General features: G+C 70.4%; 21 protein-coding genes. 5 read left to right on the top strand and 16 right to left on the bottom strand.

The annotated features are described in order from the left end of the window. Positions 1-39: 39 nt before the first annotated feature. From SCATT_RS17670 to SCATT_RS17655, 4 genes are all read right to left on the bottom strand, one after another. Positions 40-342 carry a hypothetical protein gene (locus tag SCATT_RS17670; RefSeq protein WP_231905116.1) on the bottom strand — a complete coding sequence of 101 codons (303 nt, stop codon included), beginning with the start codon at positions 340-342 and terminating at the stop codon, positions 40-42. A gap of 307 nt (positions 343-649) precedes the next feature. Continuing rightward, positions 650-865 carry a hypothetical protein gene (locus SCATT_RS17665; protein WP_014144458.1) on the bottom strand — a complete coding sequence of 72 codons (216 nt, stop codon included), beginning with the start codon at positions 863-865 and terminating at the stop codon, positions 650-652. After that, the gene (locus SCATT_RS17660) at positions 862-1263 is read right to left on the bottom strand and encodes a recombinase family protein (RefSeq protein WP_014144457.1); all 402 of its coding nucleotides are present in this window, start codon (positions 1261-1263) and stop codon (positions 862-864) included. The genes SCATT_RS17665 and SCATT_RS17660 overlap by 4 nt, the downstream gene beginning before the upstream one ends. An 83-nt stretch (positions 1264-1346) precedes the next feature. Next, the gene (locus SCATT_RS17655) at positions 1347-2549 is read right to left on the bottom strand and encodes a helix-turn-helix domain-containing protein (RefSeq protein ID WP_014144456.1); all 1203 of its coding nucleotides are present in this window, start codon (positions 2547-2549) and stop codon (positions 1347-1349) included. Positions 2550-2861: 312 nt separating this feature from the next. Here SCATT_RS17655 and SCATT_RS17650 point away from each other — a divergent pair, with 312 nt between their 5' ends. Then, a complete protein-coding gene (locus SCATT_RS17650) occupies positions 2862-3950 on the top strand; it encodes an IS630 family transposase (RefSeq protein ID WP_014143893.1) in 1089 nt (362 codons plus the stop codon). A gap of 212 nt (positions 3951-4162) precedes the next feature. On the opposite strand, the gene SCATT_RS38020 is transcribed toward SCATT_RS17650, so the two are convergent. The 3 genes from SCATT_RS38020 to SCATT_RS39655 all read right to left on the bottom strand — a co-directional run bounded on the left by SCATT_RS38020 (position 4163) and on the right by SCATT_RS39655 (position 6579). After that, positions 4163-4786, bottom strand: coding sequence for a DUF6518 family protein (locus SCATT_RS38020; protein ID WP_265736689.1), 624 nt, complete (start codon positions 4784-4786; stop codon positions 4163-4165). Positions 4787-5161: 375 nt separating this feature from the next. Beyond that, on the bottom strand, positions 5162-5575 hold the full coding sequence (locus tag SCATT_RS37715; protein ID WP_157894837.1) for a lactococcin 972 family bacteriocin: 414 nt from the start codon (positions 5573-5575) through the stop codon (positions 5162-5164). A gap of 632 nt (positions 5576-6207) precedes the next feature. Then, positions 6208-6579, bottom strand: a complete 372-nt coding sequence (locus SCATT_RS39655; protein ID WP_014144452.1) for a hypothetical protein — start codon at positions 6577-6579, stop codon at positions 6208-6210. 157 nt (positions 6580-6736) lie between these two features. On the opposite strand from SCATT_RS39655, the gene SCATT_RS17630 reads away from it, so the two are divergent. The 4 genes from SCATT_RS17630 (at position 6737) to SCATT_RS17615 (ending at position 11880) form a co-directional block, all read left to right on the top strand. Then, positions 6737-7507 (top strand): IS5/IS1182 family transposase, encoded by a 771-nt coding sequence (locus SCATT_RS17630; protein ID WP_014627237.1) that lies wholly within the window; start codon positions 6737-6739, stop codon positions 7505-7507. 461 nt (positions 7508-7968) lie between these two features. Continuing rightward, on the top strand, positions 7969-8637 hold the full coding sequence (locus SCATT_RS17625) for an ABC transporter ATP-binding protein (RefSeq protein ID WP_014144450.1): 669 nt from the start codon (positions 7969-7971) through the stop codon (positions 8635-8637). Continuing rightward, a complete protein-coding gene (locus tag SCATT_RS17620) occupies positions 8637-10820 on the top strand; it encodes a hypothetical protein (RefSeq protein WP_014144449.1) in 2184 nt (727 codons plus the stop codon). Before SCATT_RS17625 ends, SCATT_RS17620 begins: the two co-directional genes overlap by 1 nt. Before the next feature lie 208 nt (positions 10821-11028). Then, positions 11029-11880, top strand: a complete 852-nt coding sequence (locus tag SCATT_RS17615; protein WP_014144448.1) for an LLM class flavin-dependent oxidoreductase — start codon at positions 11029-11031, stop codon at positions 11878-11880. Here the strand turns inward: SCATT_RS17615 and SCATT_RS17610 are convergent. The 9 genes from SCATT_RS17610 to SCATT_RS17570 form a co-directional block, all read right to left on the bottom strand. Continuing rightward, positions 11823-12392, bottom strand: coding sequence for a hypothetical protein (locus tag SCATT_RS17610; RefSeq protein ID WP_157894836.1), 570 nt, complete (start codon positions 12390-12392; stop codon positions 11823-11825). The two genes, SCATT_RS17615 and SCATT_RS17610, sit on opposite strands and share 58 nt — an antisense overlap. A gap of 40 nt (positions 12393-12432) precedes the next feature. Then, positions 12433-12795, bottom strand: a complete 363-nt coding sequence (locus SCATT_RS17605; RefSeq protein ID WP_014144446.1) for a hypothetical protein — start codon at positions 12793-12795, stop codon at positions 12433-12435. 223 nt (positions 12796-13018) lie between these two features. After that, positions 13019-13519 carry a carboxymuconolactone decarboxylase family protein gene (locus SCATT_RS17600; protein ID WP_014144445.1) on the bottom strand — a complete coding sequence of 167 codons (501 nt, stop codon included), beginning with the start codon at positions 13517-13519 and terminating at the stop codon, positions 13019-13021. A 91-nt stretch (positions 13520-13610) separates the two neighbouring features. Then, entirely contained in the window at positions 13611-14018 is a 408-nt protein-coding gene (locus SCATT_RS17595; protein WP_014144444.1) for a VOC family protein, read from the bottom strand. 72 nt (positions 14019-14090) lie between these two features. After that, on the bottom strand, positions 14091-14492 hold the full coding sequence (locus tag SCATT_RS17590; RefSeq protein ID WP_014144443.1) for a helix-turn-helix domain-containing protein: 402 nt from the start codon (positions 14490-14492) through the stop codon (positions 14091-14093). 31 nt (positions 14493-14523) lie between these two features. Continuing rightward, positions 14524-15492, bottom strand: a complete 969-nt coding sequence (locus SCATT_RS17585) for an ABC transporter substrate-binding protein (protein WP_014144442.1) — start codon at positions 15490-15492, stop codon at positions 14524-14526. 2 nt (positions 15493-15494) lie between these two features. Then, a complete protein-coding gene (locus SCATT_RS17580; protein ID WP_014144441.1) occupies positions 15495-17474 on the bottom strand; it encodes an ABC transporter permease in 1980 nt (659 codons plus the stop codon). Beyond that, a complete protein-coding gene (locus tag SCATT_RS17575) occupies positions 17471-18568 on the bottom strand; it encodes a quaternary amine ABC transporter ATP-binding protein (protein WP_014144440.1) in 1098 nt (365 codons plus the stop codon). The genes SCATT_RS17580 and SCATT_RS17575 overlap by 4 nt, the downstream gene beginning before the upstream one ends. Continuing rightward, entirely contained in the window at positions 18565-20127 is a 1563-nt protein-coding gene (locus SCATT_RS17570) for a GMC family oxidoreductase (protein WP_014144439.1), read from the bottom strand. Before SCATT_RS17570 ends, SCATT_RS17575 begins: the two co-directional genes overlap by 4 nt. Positions 20128-20183 lie beyond the last annotated feature (56 nt).

Raw genomic sequence — 20183 nt, 5'->3', positions numbered from 1 at the left:
GAGAGAACGTGCGGGCTCGTTCGGGTTCGTGCGGGCTCGTCAGGTGAGCACCGCGTGGGCGCGTGCGGTGAGGGTCGGTTCGCCGAAGCACAGGCGTCCGATGTGGCCGTTGTCGTGGCCGAAGTAGGTCCCGTTGAGGGTGAAGCCGCGTCCGTTCGTGAGCGACCAGGCCACGACGCGGACGTCGAGTGTGCGGGGAGCGCGGGTGATGCGGCTTCCGGCGCCCGCGCAGATGAACCAGCGCGGTGGTCCGTCGGCGCGGGCGGCCTCGGTGACGGGCAGGTGCGTGGTGGCCGCGGCCCACAGGTCCGGGTCGCCGCCGGACCGTCCGGGCACGGGCACGGTGCCGAGCATGCCCCCACGCCGGGTGCGTGGGGGCCGTCGTGGTCAGTGGCCGGGGCTGGGGGCGCCGCCCCTGCCGTCGTCCACGTCCGGGCCGGGGCTGCCCCCGTCGCCGGGCTCTTCCTCGGGGTCGGCGTGGGCCACGCCGGGAATGTCGCGCACAGGATCGCTCCCGTGTCGCGCCGGGTACGGGGTTCGTCCCCGCGGCCGTCGTGCACGCGCCCACGTCGGCCGGGGTTGCTGTCCAGACGTCCGGCCGGTGTGGGGTCTACCTGCCGCAGAGGTCCGTTCGACCCCGCGGCAGGGGCTACTGGCCCGTGCGGGTCGTCGTGGTGGTGCTGGGCCGAATTCGCGGGGTTCCGTCGGTCTCCACCGGGTGTTCGGCGAGCGGGAGGAGCTGGCGCGCGGCCACGCAGCCGGCGCAGGCATAGACGCTGACGCCGCCGGCGGACGTCGCCGGGTGGAAGCCGACAGCGACGAGGTCGTTCCTCGGTTCGCGGCACCAGCCGCAGCGTCCGGTCATGTCAGCGGCATGCCGGACAGGGAGCCGAGCGGCTCGTGGCGGCCGTCGGGGGTCATCCGTTCGCCGAAGCACGTCTCGACCGTGGCACCGAGCCCGAGCAGACGGCGGACCAGGATGGTCCGCTTGCCGAGGTCGTGGCTGAGGCGGTGCCAGTCGTAGACCAGGCACACCCGCTGGCAGCCTTCCGCGGCGCGCATCGTGCGCAGCAGGGTGTCGAATGCGGGTCGGTGGTCGTTGACCAGGGCCTGGTCGCCGGTGTCGCGCCACCAGCCGCCGAAGCCCCAGCCCTGCGCGACGACGTACTCACCGCACGCTTTCAGGCGACGCTCCAGCTCCGTCGTGTCCGAGGTGCAGCATCGGTCGTAGACGAACGCGAGAGTGGGCTGAGGGCTCCTCAAAGTCGGCTCCATCAACGGTCTGTGATCGATAACTCACAGATTGCCCGCTGTGGAGCGCTTCGAGTTTCACGAGCTGTGAAACTTCACATGATACCCAGCCAGTGAGCCAGCCCGACCAGCGAATCCTTCCGGTACCTCTCCAACTCAATGAGCGTGCGCACCGTTTCCCGTACCTGGGGATGATTCCGCGCCTGCTCCGGCGACACCTTCCGGGCCGCCGCAATCGCCGCAACGGCTCTGTCACGCTGGCCGTAGTCCAGCCACCCCTTGGCAAGATCCATGTACCAACGCCCTGCCCGCACTGGCGCGATATCCGGCGGCAGCCGAGTCGACTCCGCCAAGCGAGCGACCCCGGCCCCGTCGTACAACTCCACTGCCATGCCCAAGGCGTGGATGTCCACGTTCGTTGGCCCGAACTCCAGCCCATAGTGGTTCGCGTCAGCGCCCAACACTCGGGCGGTATCGCGCGCCGCAGCGATGTGGTCCCGCGCGGCCTGGGCGTTGGAAGCGCGGGCCGCGAACATGGCCGACCGCAGGTGTACGGCGCCGTACACCGAGAGCATCGCCGGTTCCATACGTGCGATGTCGTCGCCGAGGTCGCCGCGGAGCCGATCGAGCAGCCGCATACCGCGGTCGTAGGCGGCGGCCTGCAAGAACAGCGTGGACCGCTGCCACTGGGTACGCGCCACGCGCAGCGGATCACCAGACATTTGGGCGGCCCATTGCACCCGGTCCATGCCCAACGACCGAAGGTCGAACTCGCCCAACGCATAGGCGATCGCGGTGACTCCGGTGTACGCCTCCGACAAAAGCCCGAACAGCCGTTGCTGCTCGCGGCCGTCAGCGGCGTGGCAGGCAGTGCACAGTTCGTCGAGCAGCGACGGCAGCATTTGCCCGAGTTGCATGTATCGCGCCTTGCGACCGAGCTGCGAGGCCCTGGCTACGTCGGCGGCGAGGTCGTCGAACGGACGGGCGGGCAAGTCCTCGCCGGGAAGGTCCCAGGAGAGCAGGGATCGGCGGATGTGCGGGATGGTGTCGTGGACGCGGCCTTGTCGTGCGTCGTCATAGGGCTGCCCGGTGAGTTGTTCCAGGCGGATGCCGAGGGCGCGAGCAGCCCCGGCGGTGAGTGAGGGGCTGGCTGGCTTGTGGCCTGTTTCGACCTGGGCAATGAGGGACTTCGAGCAAGGGATACGCCGAGCTAGCTCGGTCTGTGTCAGCCCCCGTGTCTTGCGGGCCTGCGCGATGCGCCGCCCGATCCCCGCCCGATCATCCAGGGCATCCGGCATACTGAACTCCGTTCTGGCCTCGACACCCAGAACGGTACCCCCGGAGCCAGCCGGGGGAACGGTGATCGGCCCCCGCACCCACCCGCGGGGGCCGACGCCGTTCCGGGCGCCGCTGCTCGGCGGAAGGCCGGCCGGTGCCGTCGCAGGAGGCTGAGCCGGGGATTCGGGAATTCGGCCTACGAGCGACGCCCTGGTCAACGTGGCCACGCAGAAACGCCCCCGCTCGGTCCCGCAGGACCGGGCGGGGGCGCAGGTAGGAATGGTTCCTAGTGTCCCGAGTCGTTAGTTCCCTTGCAGTTGTAGGGTGGGGCGGTGCCTGGTCCGAAGCCGTTGCCGCTGGAGTTGTCCGATCACGAACGCCGGGTGCTGCGGGGTTGGATGCGCAAGCAGACCGCCTCTCAGGCGCTGGTGCTGCGGTCGAGGATCGTGTTGGCGTGCGCGGAGGGCCGACCGAACGCGCAGGTCGCGGATGACCTGGGTGTCTCGAGGGAGACGGTGCGCAAGTGGCGGTCCCGGTTTGCCGCGGACCGGCTGGAGGGCCTGGTGGACCGGCCGCGTTCGGGGGCGCCGCGGAAGATTACGGACGAGCAGGTCGAGGCCCTGGTCGCCAGGACGCTCGGTCAGGCGCCGCCGACAGGAGATTCGCATTGGTCGACGCGTTCGATGGCCGAGGCGGTGGGGATGTCGCAGTCGGCTGTCTCCCGGATCTGGCGGGCGTTCGGCCTCAAGCCGCACATCGTGGAGACCTGGAAGCTGTCGACCGACCCGCAGTTCGTGACCAAGGTCCGCGACGTGGTGGGCATTTACCTGTCCCCGCCGCAGAACGCCCTGGTCCTGGCAGTGGACGAGAAGTCGCAGATACAGGCCCTGGACCGGACCCAGCCGGTGCTGCCGATGGCGCCGGCCACGCCGGCGAAGATGACGCACGACTACGTCCGGCACGGCACGACCAGCCTGTTCGCCGCCTTGGACATCGCGTCCGGCTCGGTCATAGCCCAGCACTACCGACGCCATCGCCACCAGGAGTTCCTCCGCTTCCTGAAGACCATCGACGCCGCCGTACCCAAGGACCTGGACCTGCACCTGGTCCTGGACAACTACGCCACCCACAAGACCGAGCCGGTCAAGAAGTGGCTGCTCCGGCACCCCCGCTTCCACCTGCACTTCACCCCCACCTCGGCGTCCTGGCTCAACCTCGTCGAGCGCTGGTTCGCCGAGCTGACCTGCCGCAAACTCCGCCGCTCGGCCCACCACAGCGTCGTCGAACTCGAACGGGACATCCGCGGCTGGATCAACGAATGGAACAAGAACCCCAAGCCGTTCGTCTGGACGAAGACCGCCGACGACATCCTCGGCACTCTCGCCGCATACTGCACACGAATTAACGACTCAGGACACTAGGGCTGTTGGCGGCGAGGACGGCGCTGGACCGCTTGACGGTGGTTGCGTCAATACCAACCCACTTCGCTGCCGCCCGGCCAGACAGATGTTTTGTCGCGTTGATCGCTGCCGCCGTCTATGTGTGCCGGCGGCTGTGCCTTCGCTTCCAGAGCGTTGCGACGAGCCTGGCTGGCTGCGGAAGGCTACGCCGCGCGTCGATGTCGAGGTTGGCTTTACCTGTGCGTCCGTTCGGCGGATCGGGTGGTGATCACTGTGTGCCCTGCGAGGATGACGATGACGGCCACAGCAGCGAAGCGGATAACGTTCCACGTCGTCGTCGGGATTGCCCCTTGCAGGGGGGCATCGAAACGGAGTCGCATCGACGTGTCAACGATAGCCACCAGCGGAACCAGCACTCGGAAAGGTAGGCCGCGAATACCGTGCCTCCGCGCCAAATTACCGGCCAGTCCCAAGAGAGAGCCGAGAATGCAAGCGACTAAGCACCAGACCGCCGCCTTTGATAGTGCGTCGGCCCAGTCGATATACGTTGTCTTCCCGGAAGGGTCGGCATGGTCGTACGCTAGGTAGTCTCCTTGCGTAATTTTGGTCGCGTAGTATGCGATCACCGCGATGATCAGAGATGCGGGGGCCAGGATGGCGGACTCCATTTTGGATCTCCGTGTGAGGCCGACACAGAAAGCCAGTGCGGCCCAGGCCCATCCGGCGGACAGGACGAGACTTGCCACATGGCCTGTCGGGCCGCCAGCTATGTTGAGAAGTGGGCCGAGAACCCCGAGGACCGCGCCAACTGCCAGCGCGGCCACAGACGCCAAGATACGGGATCGCGAAGAGTGCACGATGCTTGAAGTTTCCCTTTTCGGTGACCAGGCGGACGAACCGGGCAATTGACACCAGCGCGCTACTGGACACCACCCTCGTCCAAGGGGATGATAGCCGTCATCGCGAGCCAGCAGCCGCTTTTGGCGCAACTTGACCGACCGATGATCACCGGGCCTGCGGGGACGCCTACTGCTGCCGACACGGCGACTCCGGCACCAAATATCCGTTGTGCTGCTCCGCCGAAGCGGCGTCCGGACTCAGGTACCGACTGCTGCTCTACGTCCCCTTCAGTCGAGGGAGTCTCCGGACCCCCTGTTGAGAGGGCGAGGTCCCGGCAAGGCCTCCGGAGAACCACGGACCGGCCGGGACCACGACGACGGAGAGCCTAGCCCTTAGTACGTCGCCCAGTACGCCTTGCAGGTGTAGCTGAGGCCGGCGGTGACGTATGCGTCCGCCCAGCTACCGGCGTCGGCGTACTCCTTGTCCACGGCGTTGGCGATGGTCGCCGTCGCCGAGTGACGCAGCGACGGGTGTACGTAATTGGACCAGCATGACTTGCTGCCGCCGTCAATGCCGGAGCCGTATTCCCATGTTCCACCGCCGACACTTTCAGTGGCCCTCTGCGGAGACATCGTCTTCGAAGAAGGGTTGATGGTGAAAGTCACCTCGCCCCATGCCTTCGGGTGCCCCAGGAACGCGGGCGCCTGCTGCTGGGGAGCTGCCGCAGTGGCTGGCGAAATGAAGGCTCCAGCGGACAATGCCGCAGCCGCACCGATGAGGGCGATTGATCTGCCGAGGGTCTTCATAAAGACCACATCCTCCTTCTAGTTGAATCGGGATTGACCTTCCGCAGAAGATCTTCGGCGTTCAACGTTTCCCAGTAAAGGGCCTGCTGAGGAGATGGCTGGAAATGGCTCATGCGTGCTGCATGCTCTTAAGTCGATGGCTGGATTGTGCTCGATAGGTACCTTGGGAAGCCTGGCGGTCATCGAAAAATAGGCCGGTTTCCCTGGTTCCTCTTCGCCTACTGAATCGGTCCGATGGTTTGGACATTGCAGGCATTTACATATCCGATCCCATGCCATCTGCATGGAACGCCCTGAATGTCGGGTTCGCAACGTTCGTCCAAGGCTCGTTTTTTGCGTTTCTACTGCTCAGTGCATCAGACGTCGCCACGGGCGTACTGCTCGCAGCGTCGCCACCACGCGCTTTAAGGTCGTGCAGCCCTTCCACAGGCCGGGTGCCATCGAGCGCCCCGGGGGCGGCTTCAGGCGTAGGCAGGCGGATACCATGAGGGCGTTCTCCTCTTGTGGGGGACCTGCTGACCAGCAGGGCCGTGTCACGCGCTGTCTGCGGCGTGGCCTTCGGGCCTGGCCCTGCCGACCACCCCTTCCCGGGCGCCCGCCCTAGCGGAGAACCAGGGAGGGGCGGGGCGTAGTCAGTGGTGGTAGATGGCGATCACGCTGGCGATCACCCCGGCGATGCCGCACAGGGCACCGATGGACGGGAGCGGCCAGCGGGCGCGCTCCAGGATCCGCAAGGGGGTCTCGCGGTCGGCGATCTGCGCAGCGTGCTGCGGCCCGGCGCCCAACTTGGCCGAGACGGGCCTGACTTCGTCGTGGATGGCGCGTACCTCGGCGTAGACCCCGTGCGGGGCGATGCCCGCCGAGCCGTCCGGGACCGGCCCGGCGGAGGGGGGCGCCCGGCGGCCTGCTCGCCGTCGGGCTCGGCCGTCTGCGGGCCTGTCCCGGTCGGCGCCGCGGTGCACGGCGCGGGCGGGGCCGACATCGAACACGGCAGCCCTGATCATGGCCGCATGGTAGTCGCTGACCACCGTGAGCCATGGGGACGTGCGACCTGTGCAGTGGACGAGGGAGAGGCGGACATGTGCCGGCGATCCGGACCCGGTCTCGTGACAAGCTAAGGGCTGTCCCGTAACTGCTGGTCACGGGTGAGATGATCTGGCTGTGTCTGGTGTGATCACGGCGTCTGAGCCCTCCTGGATAGCCCCGTTCACTGGGCTGAGCCCGCGCCAGTTCGGCAAGCTGATCACCGCGCTCCGGCGTGAGGGTGTGGACCCGGTGCGCAAGGGTCGGCCATGGAGCCTGCCGCTGGAGGACCGCGTGCTCCTGATCGCCGCGTACTGGCGGACGAACCTGACCCTGCGCCAACTGGCCCCGCTGTTCGGGGTGTCCAAGTCGGCGGCCGACCGCATCATCGACCACCTCGGGCCCGCGCTCGCGCTCCAGCAGCGCAAGCGGTTCCGCAAGGACACCGTGCTCATCATGGACGGCACCCTCGTTCCCACCCGTGACCACACCATCGCCGAGCAGTCCAAGAACTACCGGTACTCCACCAACCACCAGGTCGTCATCGACGCCGACACCCGGCTCGTCGTCGCGGTCGGCCGACCAGTCGCAGGCAACCGCAACGACTGCAAGGCGTGGGAGCTGTCCGGCGCGAAAGACGCCGTCGGCAAGACCACGGTCATCGCAGATGGCGGCTACCGGGGCACCGGCCTGGTCATCCCGCACCGCCGCGAGAAGGGCCAGACCGAACTCCCGGAATGGAAGGAGGAGCACAACGCCTCCCACCGCAAAGTCCGCGCCCGTGTAGAGCACGTCTTCGCCCGGATGAAGGGCTGGAAGATCCTTCGCGACTGCCGGCTGAAGGGCGACGGCGTCCAGCACGCCATGCTCGGCATCGCCCGCCTGCACAACCTCGTCCTTGCCGGGTGACGCAGAAACCAGCAGGCCACCAGACCCGTCAGAGATCATTTACGGGACAGCCCTTAGGGTCGGGTGCCCGACGACCTCGCCTGTCCGTATCGCACATGACGTGACGGAGAAGAAGAGGAAAATCAGCCATTCACCTGCCATGCATCAGATCAATAACACGGCGCTTCACTTACAGGAATGCTAGATTCTGATGCTCGCCACGCCTTATTTTGCTGGTCACTTGCGCGGCCGAAGGAAACCGGCCGACAGGCCACATTCCCAGGAAGCCAAGGAAGGGACAACCGGACCCGCACGTCCCTGTCGCTGCAGCCCGACGACTGCAGCGCGTGGTGGACGGACAACCACTCCCACGGCTGACCAGGCCGGACTCCGCCGGGATCGGGGCTGCGTCGCGCGGCCACCGGCCCGGCGGTTCGCCGTACCCCACCGGAAAGAAAGGCCCCACCGCAATGGCTGGCGTAATGCCGGTTGAAGTCGAAGACCTGACGTACGAGATCGCCGGACGCCAGTTGCTGAACCATGTCGGCCTGTCCGTACGGGCCGGTGAGTCGGTCGCCGTCATGGGGCCTTCCGGCGCGGGGAAAAGCACGTTGCTGTCCCTGCTGCTCGGACTGGTCAGACCCGATTCCGGACGTATTCTCGTGGCCGGCCAGGATGTGGCGGCATTACGTGGGGGCAAGCTGGCCGCGTTTCGCCGTGCGCACGTCGGGATGGTGTTCCAGTTCGGCGAGTTGCTTCCGGAGCTGAAGCCGGTGGAGAACGTCGCGTTGGCGGGTCTGCTGGGCGGATCGCCCGGCAGGACGGCGTACGCGCGCGCCGGTGAGTTGCTGGACGCGGTCGGGCTGGCCGGTCTCGGCGCGGTGACGACGGCGGAGTTGTCGGGCGGTGAGCGGCAACGTGTCGCGGTGGCACGGGCGTTGATGGGCGCGCCGGATCTGCTGCTGGCCGACGAACCCACCGGTTCGCTGGACGAGGAGTCGCGGGCGCAGATCGCGGCGCTGCTCTTCGCGGCGCCGAAGGAGCACGGGTGCGCGCTGGTCGTGGTCACCCACGACGCGACGGTGGCGGCGCGGGCCGACCGGGTGCTGCGGCTGCGCGCCGGTGAGCTCGTACCCGGGGGTGCCGGGTGATGCGCGGCTCGTTGTGGTGGCAGATGCTGCGGATAGGCCGGGCGGCGGGACGTGCGGCGGAAGGGGGGCGAGCCCGCTCGGTCGCCCTGCTGTGTGCCGTGGCCGTCCTCGTTCTCGCCGGATCGGCTTTCGTCGCGACGTCGGCGACGTACGACGCGCGCCAGGTGCGGGCGGACGCCCGCGAGCCGGTGCCCGCGGCGCGCCCCGCCGACGTACGGGCGCGGTGGACCAGCTACTGGGACTCCTACCAGGGGCGCCAGTTCTACGTCGTGGCCGTCGCCCCCGTGACGCATGACGCGCCGCTGCCGCCGGGTCTGACCCGCTGGCCCGCCCCGGGCAAGGTCTACCTGTCACCGGCGTTGCGCGACGGTTCGCCCGCCGAGGATTTCACCCACCGGTACGGCCAGGTCGCGGGAACCATCGGCGAGTCGGGGCTCGCCTCGCCGGGGGAACGGCTGGCGTACGTGCGCCCCACCGACGCCATGGCCGCGAGCACCGACGGGTGGGTGGGCATCTCCGGTTACGGACGGCACGAGGAAGGCGGCTTCGGGGACCTGACGATCATCCGTCCGGCGGGGCAGTTGCTCGCGATGATCGCCGTCCTCTTCGCCGGTCCCGCGCTCGTCCTGGCGGGTGCCGCGATCCGGATGGGCTCGGCCGGACGCGACCGCCGCGCCGCCCTGGTGGAAGCGCTCGGCGCCGGCCGTGCGGCACGCCTCTGGATGGAGTGGGGCGAGGCGGCCCTCCCGATCGGATACGGCACCGTGCTCGGTGGCCTGATCGTGGCGGCCTCGACGGTCTGGAACGTCCGGCTGCCGTGGATCGACTACACCCTGGCCGCCGCCGACATGCGCCAGGCGTGGCCCCGGCTCGTGGCGGCCGTACTCCTGGCCCCCCTCCTCACGCTGGCTCTCGTGGTCGTGCTCCGTCCGCTGCGGAGGGCGAAGTCCGCGTCGACACGGCCCGGTTCACACCGCGGAGGGCTGCTGCGCCTGCTGTGCGTGGGCATGTGTCCGGCGTTCGCGCTGCTCGCCTGGTTCTCCGGCACCCTCTTCGCCGGCAACAGCCTGGCGGCCCCGGTGTACTGCGCCGCGACGCTGGGGGTACTCGTCACCCTGCCCGGCCTGCTCGCCTGGTGGGGGACGCGCGCCGCCCGTCCGTTGGCCGAGCGGGCACGGAGGAACGGCGGGGGCGCGGGGCTCGTCGCCGCCCGGCGGGCCGCCGCCCGGCCGGGTGCGGCCGTCCGCCTGGTGACCGCGCTGGTCGTCGCGATCGGGGTGGTCGGCCAGACCCAGATCCTGTCCAGCATGACCAGCAACCGCTCCGGAAACCTCACGCTGCTGCACTCACCCCGCAGCCGGACCATGCTCATCCTCCAGGCGTCCCCCTCGGCCAGGCTCGGGCCGGAGTTCCGCGCCGCGCTCCCTTCCGGGACGCACGTGGTCTCCCTCGGCCCGGGCCCCGCCGGGCACCGGATCGTCCAGGCACCCTGCCCCGACCTGAAGGCCCTCCGGCTCGACTGCCCCGCCGCCGGTCACAGCCAGGACGTCGCCTACGGCTACCTCGACGCACGGCTGCGCCAGGTCAGCTACCAGTGGTACGGGCCGACCCCGGCCACGGTGCGCACCGGCGACCTCACGAAACTCGGCAGCGAAGGCACCTTGTGGCTGGCCGTCTTCACCGACGAGAACCGCCAGATGGACATCTCCCGGGTCAAGGGCGCCATCCACCAAAGACTCGACCTCACCGCCAGCGTGCGCACGCTCGGAGAGGCCGGTGGCACCTCGTTCGAGCTGGGCTACCAGGCACGCTGGCTCACCTTCTTCGGCGCGGCCGGTGCGCTCGCCCTGCTGACGGCCATGGGGCTGGCCGCCTTCTCCGAATTCCTCCGCTTCGGCACGGCGATGGCCCCGCTCAGCGTGCTCTCCGGCAACACCCGCTTCGTACGGCGCACCGCGCTGTGGTCACTCGGCGTCCCGGTGCTGCTGGCCGGGGTCGCCGGCGTCCTGCTCGAAGCGTTCCTCGCCATACCGGCGACCAACGGGGAGCAGAGCGCCGAATGGCCCGTCACCCTCTACGGCGTCATGCTCGCCGCCAGTCTCGCCATGGCGGCCCTCATCACCTGGGCCGGAGGCTCCATGGCCGTGCGGAGCGCCCGGCGCTGGACCCCGCGAGCCGATTAGCCGTCCGCACCGGGCCCGGGGCGGACGGCACCACCCCGTGTCGAAACCCCGTTGCCCGGTCCGCACGCGGCACGCTACCGTCGCCGCACTTCGACGATCACGCTCTCTCGAACCACAGCCGCAGAACGGGAGCGAGCCCGCGCGACGTCGCGCGGAGCCATGGAGGGGCGGCACCTTAATCTGGCATGCCCTCCCGAGGATCCTCCCCATGAAGATCGGCCTCGGCCTCCCCATCGACGACCCCGCCGCGCTGCTGAGCTGGGCACGGCGTGCCGACGCGGGACCGTTCAGCACCCTCGGGCTGCTGGACCGGCTCGTGTACGGCAACCCCGAACCGCTCGTCACGCTGGCGGGTCTCGCCGGTGCCACGTCCCGTATCCGCGTCCAGACCGAGGTGCTGATCGCGCCGGTGCACAACACGGCGATGCTGGCCAAGCAGACCGCGACCCTCGACCGTATCTCCGGCGGCCGTTTCACGCTCGGCATCGGTGTCGGCGGCCGGGAGGACGACTGCCTGGCCGCGGGCGTCGACATCCACCGCCGGGGACGCCGCCTCGACGGGCAGATGGCCCTGCTGCGCCGCGTCTGGTCCGGCGAGCCGTACGGGGACGGCGTCGGCCCCATCGGCCCGCGCCCCGCGACGCCCGGCGGCCCCGAAGTCCTCTTCGGCGGCTTCGCCCCCGCCGCGCTCGAACGCGTCGCCCGCTTCGGCGACGGCTTCCTCGGCGCCGCCCTGCCGCCCCACCTCATGACCGGCCTCTTCCGCGACGTCGAGGCCGCCTGGGAAAAACACGCCCGGCCCGGCCGCCCCCGCCTCGTCGCCCAACTGAACGTCGCCCTCGGCCCGGCCGGCACCCTGGCCCACGCCCGGCACAACATCCGCGACTACTACGCCTTCACCGGCCGCGCCGGCCACATGGCCGAGGGCCTTCTCACCACCCCCGAGCGCATCCGCGAAACCACCGACGCCTTCTTCGCCATCGGCGCGGACGAGGTCATGCTCTACTGCTGGTCGTCGGATGCCGACCAGATCGACCGGCTGGCGGACGCGGTGTTCTGAACGCCCCACCTCCTGGCCGGTGCCAGGACCGCGCGGACCTGGTCGAAAATGAGCGTGTCCTCCATGGCGACGGACCGCGCGGTGATGTCGTCCACGAGGAGCCGCAACACCTTCAGCCATTCCTCGCGGAAATCCGCCTCCGGTACCACCAGCCGGGCGCGGGCGCTCAGCAGGTCCTCGGGGCCGTGGTCGACGATCTCCCAGCGGGAGTCGACGACCAGGTCGGTGCCGTCCCGGGCGATCCGCCACTCCGCCTGGAACGCGGACGGCCCCCAGCGAACGTACACCGGCGCGTCCGGCCGCTCCGCCAGCCTCGCCAGCATCATGGCGATGTCGTCCACCATGACCTGCACGTCCTCGCAGTACACCAGCGACACCGGCACACCGTTCCACGACAGGACCAGGCGCTCGGTGTCGACCGGGTACATCTCCGCCACGGCTTCCGCCATGTTGTCCACGACGCCGGGGACGTCCCGGGCCTCCGGCGAACCCGTCCGAATCCAGAAACTCACGACCGGCCGTACCCAGGGCCGGGCCGGGCGACGACCCCTCTCACCGCGACCAGAAGGGATCGTCCACGTCCGGCATCGTGTCCGGCTCCAGCCCGCCGCTGTCGTAGGCCTCGGAATCCTCGGAGTACGGGAACGACGGGCTGCCCACCTCGAACGACACGTTTCCCTCCACGCCGACCTGGATGTTCACGCCGTACCCGTCCGGCGTCACGGCGAAGATCGCGGGAACGATCTTGCTCGGGTTGACGGACTCGATGCGGTAACCGAACCGCTTCCAGCTCCGCTCCACCACACCCAGCAAGGCGCCGCGCTTGGCCTGCGACACCTTCGTCATGACGTACCGGTCCTGAGCCAGCACGGCCGTCCCGTCGGGACGCCCCAGCACGTTGTTCAGCCGGGTCACGGTCGGGGACGACTCCTTGTACCGGAGCGGTGGACGAATCGCCCCGAAGGTCCGGTCCAGTACCGCCGCCAAACCCGCCCGGGCGTGGGCGGCGTCGGCCCGTGGCCCCGCCGCCCTCCCGGGGTGATCCGCCGCGCCGCCGCAACCGGCGGTCAGCAAGGAGAACGCAGCAACCACCGCACTCGTGGGAACCGTGCGATCGCGTCGTCGGCGTGACCTCACCTCACCCCTCCCTACGCCGCCCCGGCGACATCCGGCACGTCACGCCGATGCGGTTCCAGGCGTTGATGGTGACGCACATGGCGATGAGGCGGGTGAGTTCGGGTTCGGGGAAGAGGCGGGCGGCTTCGTCGTAGACGGGGTCGGGGACGCCGTGGTGGGGGTCGAGGTGGGTGACGGCTTCGGCGAGGGCGAGGGCGGCGCGTTCGCGGGCGGTGAAGAAGGGGGTTTCGCGCCAGACGGGTATGGCGTAGAGCTTCTGCTCGGGCAGGCCGATGCGGCGGGCCTCGTGGGTGTGCTTGTCGACGCAGAAGGCGCAGCCGTTGAGCTGGGAGGCGCGGATCTTGACCAGTTCCTCGATCACCGGGTCGAGGCCCGTGGAGGCCGCCTTGTGGAGGGCGGACATCGCCTCGTAGAAGTCGGGGGCGTGCTTGCCGAGGTCGAGCCGGCGGGGCGGGGCGGGGACGAGGGGGTCGGTGGTGTCGTGGGAGGGCGTCGTGGTCATGGCCTCAGCGTACGGAGCGGGTGGACCGGCCGCGTGGTCCACTTGACCGTCCCGCAGCCAGGTCAATTCCGTGCCGCCCTCGCCCCGGCGCTCAGCCCTTCGGCTGGCCGATCCTCAGCCGGTTCCCGAACGGGTCCCGCAGCCCGCAGTCGATCCCGTACGGCCGCTCGGTCGGCTCCTCGGTGAACTCCACGCCCTTGGCCAGCAGCGTCTCGTAGGTCTTGCGGCAGTCGTCGGTGCGGAGGATGACCCAGCCGCCCATCGCGCCCTTGGTCACCAGGTCGCGGATCTGCGCGGCGGTCTCCTCGGAGCACGCGGGCGGGCCCGGCTTCTCCAGCAGGATCTCGCGCTCCTCGCCGGGGACGCGGACGGTCAGCCAGCGCATGAAGCCGAGGTCGACGTCGGCGGCGACCTCCAGACCGAGCTTGCCGACGTAGAAGTCGAGGGCCTCGTCCTGGTCGAGGACGTATATCTGCGAGTGCGTGATGGTGTTGAACATGGGGGTAACGCTACGGGGCGGGCGGCGCGGAAACTTATCCAGAACTGCTCGATGCGCGAGGGGTGTTCGCGCTCAGCCGCTCGGCCGGGTCCAGGCCATGGCGAAGCAGGTCGGCACGCGGATGGGCACCGATTCCTTCCGGTATTCGCGCGGCGAGCGGCCGACGATGTCGCGGAAGGTCCGGCTGAACGTCCCCGGGCTGCCGAAGCCGACCTCGAAGCAGATGTCGGTGACGCCGCGGTCGGTCTCCCGCAGCAGGAACATCGCGCGTTCCACCCGGCGGCGCTGGAGGTAGCGGTGCGGGGTCTCGCCGAACGTGGCGCGGAAGGTGCGGGCGAAATGCGCCGGGGACACGTGGGCGATCCGGGCCAGGGCCGGGACGTCCAAGGGCTGCGCGTACGCGCGGTCCATGGCGTCCCGGGCCCTCAGCATCCGGCGGTTGGTCTCCTCGACGGCTCGGCTCACGGCCGCCATCACACCACGCCGGGTGGGCCTGCCCCAATGCCTAACGCGGAATCCACGCCCTCCACACCGAACGGTGTGACTCCACCCACCGCTTCGCCGCCTCGTCCGGCGACAGCTTCCGCTCCGCGATGAGCTGGGCCACCTCGTTCTGCTGCTCCTTGGTCCAGTGGAAGTTCTCCAGGAACCGCGCCGCCTTGCCGCCGTGCCGGGCGAAGCCCGCGTTGAGGTACTTGCGCAGCGCGGTGGTGGGGTAGGCGCAGTCGATGTCCTCGGGGGCCTTGCGGTCACAGGCGGGGGTGTGGGGCGGCAGTTTCACCTCCTCGAACGGGATCTCATTGAAGAGCCACTGGGGTTCGTACCAGTAGGTGAGGAACGGCTTCTTCTCCTTGGCGTACTGCTTGAGCTGGGTGATCTGGGCCGCCTCGGAGCCGGCGAAGACCGGCTGGTAGTCCAGGTGGAGGTTCTTCACCAGCGCCTTGTCGTTGGTGACGTAGCTGGGCGAGCCGTCCAGGAGTTGGCCCTCGGCGCCGCTCTCGGAGGTGCGCAGCAGTGCGGCGTACTTGTCGAGGTTGTGCCAGTCGAGGACGTCGGGGTGCTGGTCGGCGAAGTACTTCGGTACCCACCAGCCGATGTGACCGGTGACCCCTTCGGCGCCGGCGGGGACGATGGTGTGCTTGTCGTCGACGTACCGCTTCTCCTGGTCGGGGTGGCCCCAGTCCTCCAGGATGGCGTCGACGCGGCCCTGGCTGAGCGCGTCCCAGGCGGGGACCTCGTCGACCTGGACGGTGTCGACGTGGTAGCCGAGTTCGTGCTCCAGCAGGTAGCTCGCCACGGCCACGTTGGCCTGGGAACCCACCCACGACTGCACGGAGAGCGTGACGGAGTGGGCGCCCTGGGCGGCGGCGTAGGGGGAGGCCTGCTTGGTCATGTCGGCGGCGCCGCAGCCGCTCGCGGTGGCGACCGCGACGGCGGCGAGCACGGCGGCGGTGAGCTTGGTGGCGGTCCTCATGGTCAGCGCCCCTTCCGCTCGGCGGACGACGCACCGGGCGCCGGCTGCGTCACCCGGTCCAGCGCCAGCCCCAGGCAGACGATGGCCGCCCCCGCCACCAGGCCGGTGGCCAGGTCGCCCTGGGCGAGGCCGAAGACGACGTTGTAGCCGAGGGCGCCGCCGCCGACCATGCCGCCGATGATGACGACGGCCAGCACGAGGACCACGCCCTGGTTGACGGCGAGCAGCAACGCGGGCCTGGCGAGCGGGAGTTGGACCTGCCGCAGGCGCTGTCCCGGGGTGGCGCCGAGCGACCGCGCCGCCTCCAGCACGCCGGGGTCGACCTGCTTGACGCCCTGCGCGGTGATCCGTACCACCGCGGGGAGCGCGTAGACCACGGCGGCGGCGACCGCCGGGGCCCGGCCCGCGCCGAAGAGCGCGACCACCGGGATCAGGTAGACGAACTGCGGCATGGTCTGGAAGACGTCCAGCACCGGACGCAGCGCCGCGTCCAGCCGCTTGCTGCGGGTCGCCGCGATGCCGACGGCCACCCCGACCACCAGCGTCACCGCGACGGCGGCGAGCACCTGGGAGAGCGTGTCCATCGACAGGTCCCACACGCCCAGCACGCCGATGACGGCCAGCGCGGCTACCGCGGTCAGCGCGGTGCGCCAGGTGCCGATCAGCCAGGCGAGGGCGCCGGTGATCAGCAGCACCGACCACCACGGCAGCCCTTGCAGCCCGGAACGCAGCGGGTCGAGCACCCAGGAGGTGAAGCCGGCCGCCCAGTCGGCGGTGCCGCCGATCACCGGGACGCCGGAGTACAGGTGGCCGGTCATCCAGTTCACCGCGTCGTTGACGGGCGCGGCGATGGCCAGGTGCCAGGCGTCGGGCCAGACGGCGGAGTGCGCCAGGCGCCCGGCGAGGGCGGCCAGGACGGTGGCGGCCAGCGCGGCGAGCGCGGTGAGCAGGGCGCGCCGGCCGGACGTGCCGCGTTCGGTACGGTGGCCGGCGGCGGCGGTGGTGCGGTCCAGGACGACCGCGAGCAGCACGATCGGGATGCCCGCGGCGAGCGCGTTGCCCACGTCCACGGTGGACAGCGCCTGGTAGACCCGGTCGCCGAGGCCGCCGGCGCCGATCACCGAGGCGATCACGGCCATGGAGAGCGCCATCATGATCGTCTGGTTGAGGCCGAGCAGCAGTTCCCGGCGGGCCAGCGGCAGCCGGGCGGTCAGCAGGCGCTGCCGGGCGGTGGCGCCCAGCGAGGTGACCGCCTCCAGCACGCCGGGGTCGGCGCCGCGCAGCCCGAGCGCGGTGAGCCGGGCCATCGGCGGGGCCGCGTAGACCACGGTGGCCAGCACCGCGGCGGGCACCCCGATGCCGAAGACCAGCACCACCGGCAGCAGATAGGCGAAGGCGGGCAGCACCTGCATGGTGTCCAGCACCGGCCGCAGCGCCCGGAACGCGGTGTCGGAGACCCCGCCGGCCAGCCCCAGCAGCGCGCCGACCGCCACCGAGGCGGCCACCGCGACCACCATCAGCGCCAGCGTCTGCATGGTCGGCACCCACATGCCCAGCGCCCCGCACACCGCGAAGGAGACCACCGCGGTGACCGCGACCCGTACCCCGGCCACCCGCCACGACAGCAGCCCGGCGGCGACCGTGACCCCGGCCCAGCCGAGGGCGAGCAGCAGCAGGTAGACGGCGCGCACCGACTCCACCACGGCGTAGCTGATCCAGCCGAAGAAGTAGAGGAAGAGCGGGTGGGTGTCGCGGTTGTCGACGATCCAGTCGCTGGCCGCCTTCAGCGGGTGCGAGACGTCGACGGTGAGCGCGTGCGGCCAGGCGCCGGCGGTCCAGGAGGGGCCGCCGAGGGCGAGCCCGGTGCCGGTGACGGCCGCCGCGAGGACGGCGATCACGGCGAGTTTGCGGGAGGCCGGGTGGCGCAGCACGGTATGTCGGAGCCCGGTGGTCTGCCGGGGGAGGGCGGTCAGCGTGGTCATGCGGCGGCCCTCCCGGCGACGCCGGCCACCACGGCCAGCAGCGTGGCGTGGTCGACCACGCCCAGGCAGCGGCCCTCCTCGACGACCCGGGCGGGGAGGCCGGTGCGGGCGACCGACTCGATGGCGTCGCGCACCAGCGTGCCGGGGGCGAGCGCCGGGCCGGATCCGGCCTCGCCGTCGCGGACCGGGCGCATCGCGTTGCGTACCGTGAGGACCTGTTCGCGCGGCACGTCGCGGACGAAGTCGCGGACGTAGTCGTCGGCCGGGGAGCCGACGATCTCCTCGGGGGTGCCGCACTGCACGATGCGGCCGTCGCGCATCAGGGCGATCCGGTCGCCGATGCGCAGCGCCTCGGACAGGTCGTGGGTGATGAAGACCATGGTGCGCCCCTCCTCGCGGTGCAGGCGGACGACCTCTTCCTGCATGTCGCGGCGGATGAGCGGGTCGAGGGCGCTGAACGGCTCGTCGAACAGGAGGACTTCGGGGTCGGCGGCGAGCGCCCGGGCGAGGCCGACGCGCTGCTGCTGGCCGCCGGAGAGCTGGCCGGGGCGGCGTCCCTCCAGCCCGGCCAGGCCCACCTTGGCCACCATCTCGGCGGCCCTGCGGCGCCGTTCGGAGCGGCCCCGGCCCTGGATCTCCAGGCCGTAGGCGACGTTGTCCAGCACGGTGCGGTGCGGCAGCAGCCCGAAGTGCTGGAAGACCATGGCGGCCCGGTGCCGGCGCAGTTGCCGCAGGGTGCCGCGGTCCATGCCGCGGACGTCCTCGCCGTCGATGGCGATCCGTCCGTCGGTCGGCTCGATCAGCCGGGTCAGGCAGCGCACCAGGGTGGACTTGCCCGAGCCGGACAGCCCCATCACGACGAAGACCTCGCCGGGGTGGACGTCGAACGACACGTCGCGGACGGCCACCGTGCAGCCGGTGCGGCGGCGCAGTTCGGCGGCGTCGAGGTCGGCCTCCGGGGAGCCGGGCACCCGGTCGGCCTTGGGGCCGAAGACCTTCCACAGGTCGCGTACCTGGAAGACCGGGGTGCTCGGCGGACGGCGGCGCAGCGGCGCGTCGGGGGCGGTGGCGGTGGCGGCGCTCACGGCGGTCATGCGGCGTCACCGTCCTGCTGGTCGGCGGCGATCATCTCGGCGGCCTTCTCCCCCACCATCAGTACGCCGATCATGGGGTTGACGGACGGGATGGTCGGGAAGACCGAGGCGTCGGCGATGCGGACGCCCTCCAGGCCGCGAATCCTCAACCTCGGGTCGACGACGGCGAGTTCGTCGTCGGCGGCGCCGATGCGGCAGGTGCCGGCCGGGTGGTAGACGGTGTGCGCCACCTTGCGGGCGTACTCCGACAGCTCCTCGTCCGAGGTGACCTCCGGTCCGGGGCAGACCTCGCGCCCCAGCCAGCCGGCCAGCGGCTGGGTGCGGGCGATCTCGCGGGCGATGCGGATGCCGTCGACCAGGGTGCGGGCGTCGTAGTCCTCGGGGTCGGTGAAGTAGCGGAAGTCCAGGGCCGGTTTGACGGAGGGGTCGGCGCTGGTCAGGTAGAGCCGGCCGCGACTGCGCGGCTTGGGGATGTTGGGGGTCATCGACACCCCGTGCTCGGGCTTGAGGTAGCCGAGGCGTTCGGGGTTGTCGGTGAACGGGATCTGGTAGAAGTGGAACATCAGGTCGGGGCCGGGCGAGGCGGGGTCACGGCGGACGAAGAGCCCGGCGTCGGAGTCCATCGCGGAGTTCTCCGGGATCGGCCCGTCGGTCTCCCAGACGATCACCGACTCGGGGTGGTCGAGCAGGTTCTCCCCGACCCCGGGCAGGTCGTGCACCACGGGGATGCCCAGCTCCGACAGGTCCTCCTTGGGGCCGATGCCGGAGTGGAGCAGCAGCCTCGGGGTGTCCACCGCGCCGGCGCAGACCACCACCTCGCGGGTGGCCTCGATCAGCAGCTCCTCGCCGTCCTTGGTGCGTACCCGCACCCCGGTGGCCCGGTTGCCGTCCATCTCCAGCCGGCCGGCCCAGGTCTCCAGCATGATGTGGAGGTTGGGGCGGTCCAGGAACGGGTGGAGGTAGGCCACCGAGGCGGAGGAGCGCTTGTTGTCCTCGGGGTGGTAGGCCAGGTCGAAGAAGCCGACGCCCTCGTGGAACGGGCGGGCGTTGAACCCCTCGACGCGCGGTACGCCGAGCGCCTGCTGGGCGGCGTCCACGAAGTCGCGGGCGATGGCGTTGCGGTCCTTCTCGTCCACCGGGACGATGTTGTTGCGCAGCTTGGTGAAGTAGGGCTCCATGGCCTGCGCGTCCCACCCGTCGGCGCCGGCGGCCACCCACTCCGCCCAGTCCGACGGCAGCGGCTTGAAGCTGATCAGCGTGTTGTGCGAGGAGCAGCCGCCGAGTACCCGGGCCCGGCTGTGCCGGATGTGGGAGTTGCCGCGCGGCTGTTCGGTGGTGGGGTAGTCGTAGTCCAGCTCGCCGCCGAGCAGTCCGAGCCAGCGCCGCAGGGTGAGCACCTCGGGGCGGTCCACGTCCGACGGTCCGCCCTCGATCACGGCCACCCGCACGGCGGGGTCCTCGGTCAGCCGGGAGGCGATCACCGACCCCGCGGTGCCGCCGCCGACGATCACGTAGTCGTAGACGGTGTCGTGGTGGTCGAACCGGGTGGACGCGGGCATGGAGGTACTCCTCGGGGTGGGGGATGAGGGGATGGCGGAAGGGCTGTTCCGCGGAA

The organism is Streptantibioticus cattleyicolor NRRL 8057 = DSM 46488, from assembly GCF_000240165.1.
Taxonomy (GTDB): domain Bacteria; phylum Actinomycetota; class Actinomycetes; order Streptomycetales; family Streptomycetaceae; genus Streptantibioticus; species Streptantibioticus cattleyicolor.
Note: the sequence above shows the minus strand (reverse complement) of the source record. Positions and strands in the feature narration are given on the sequence as shown.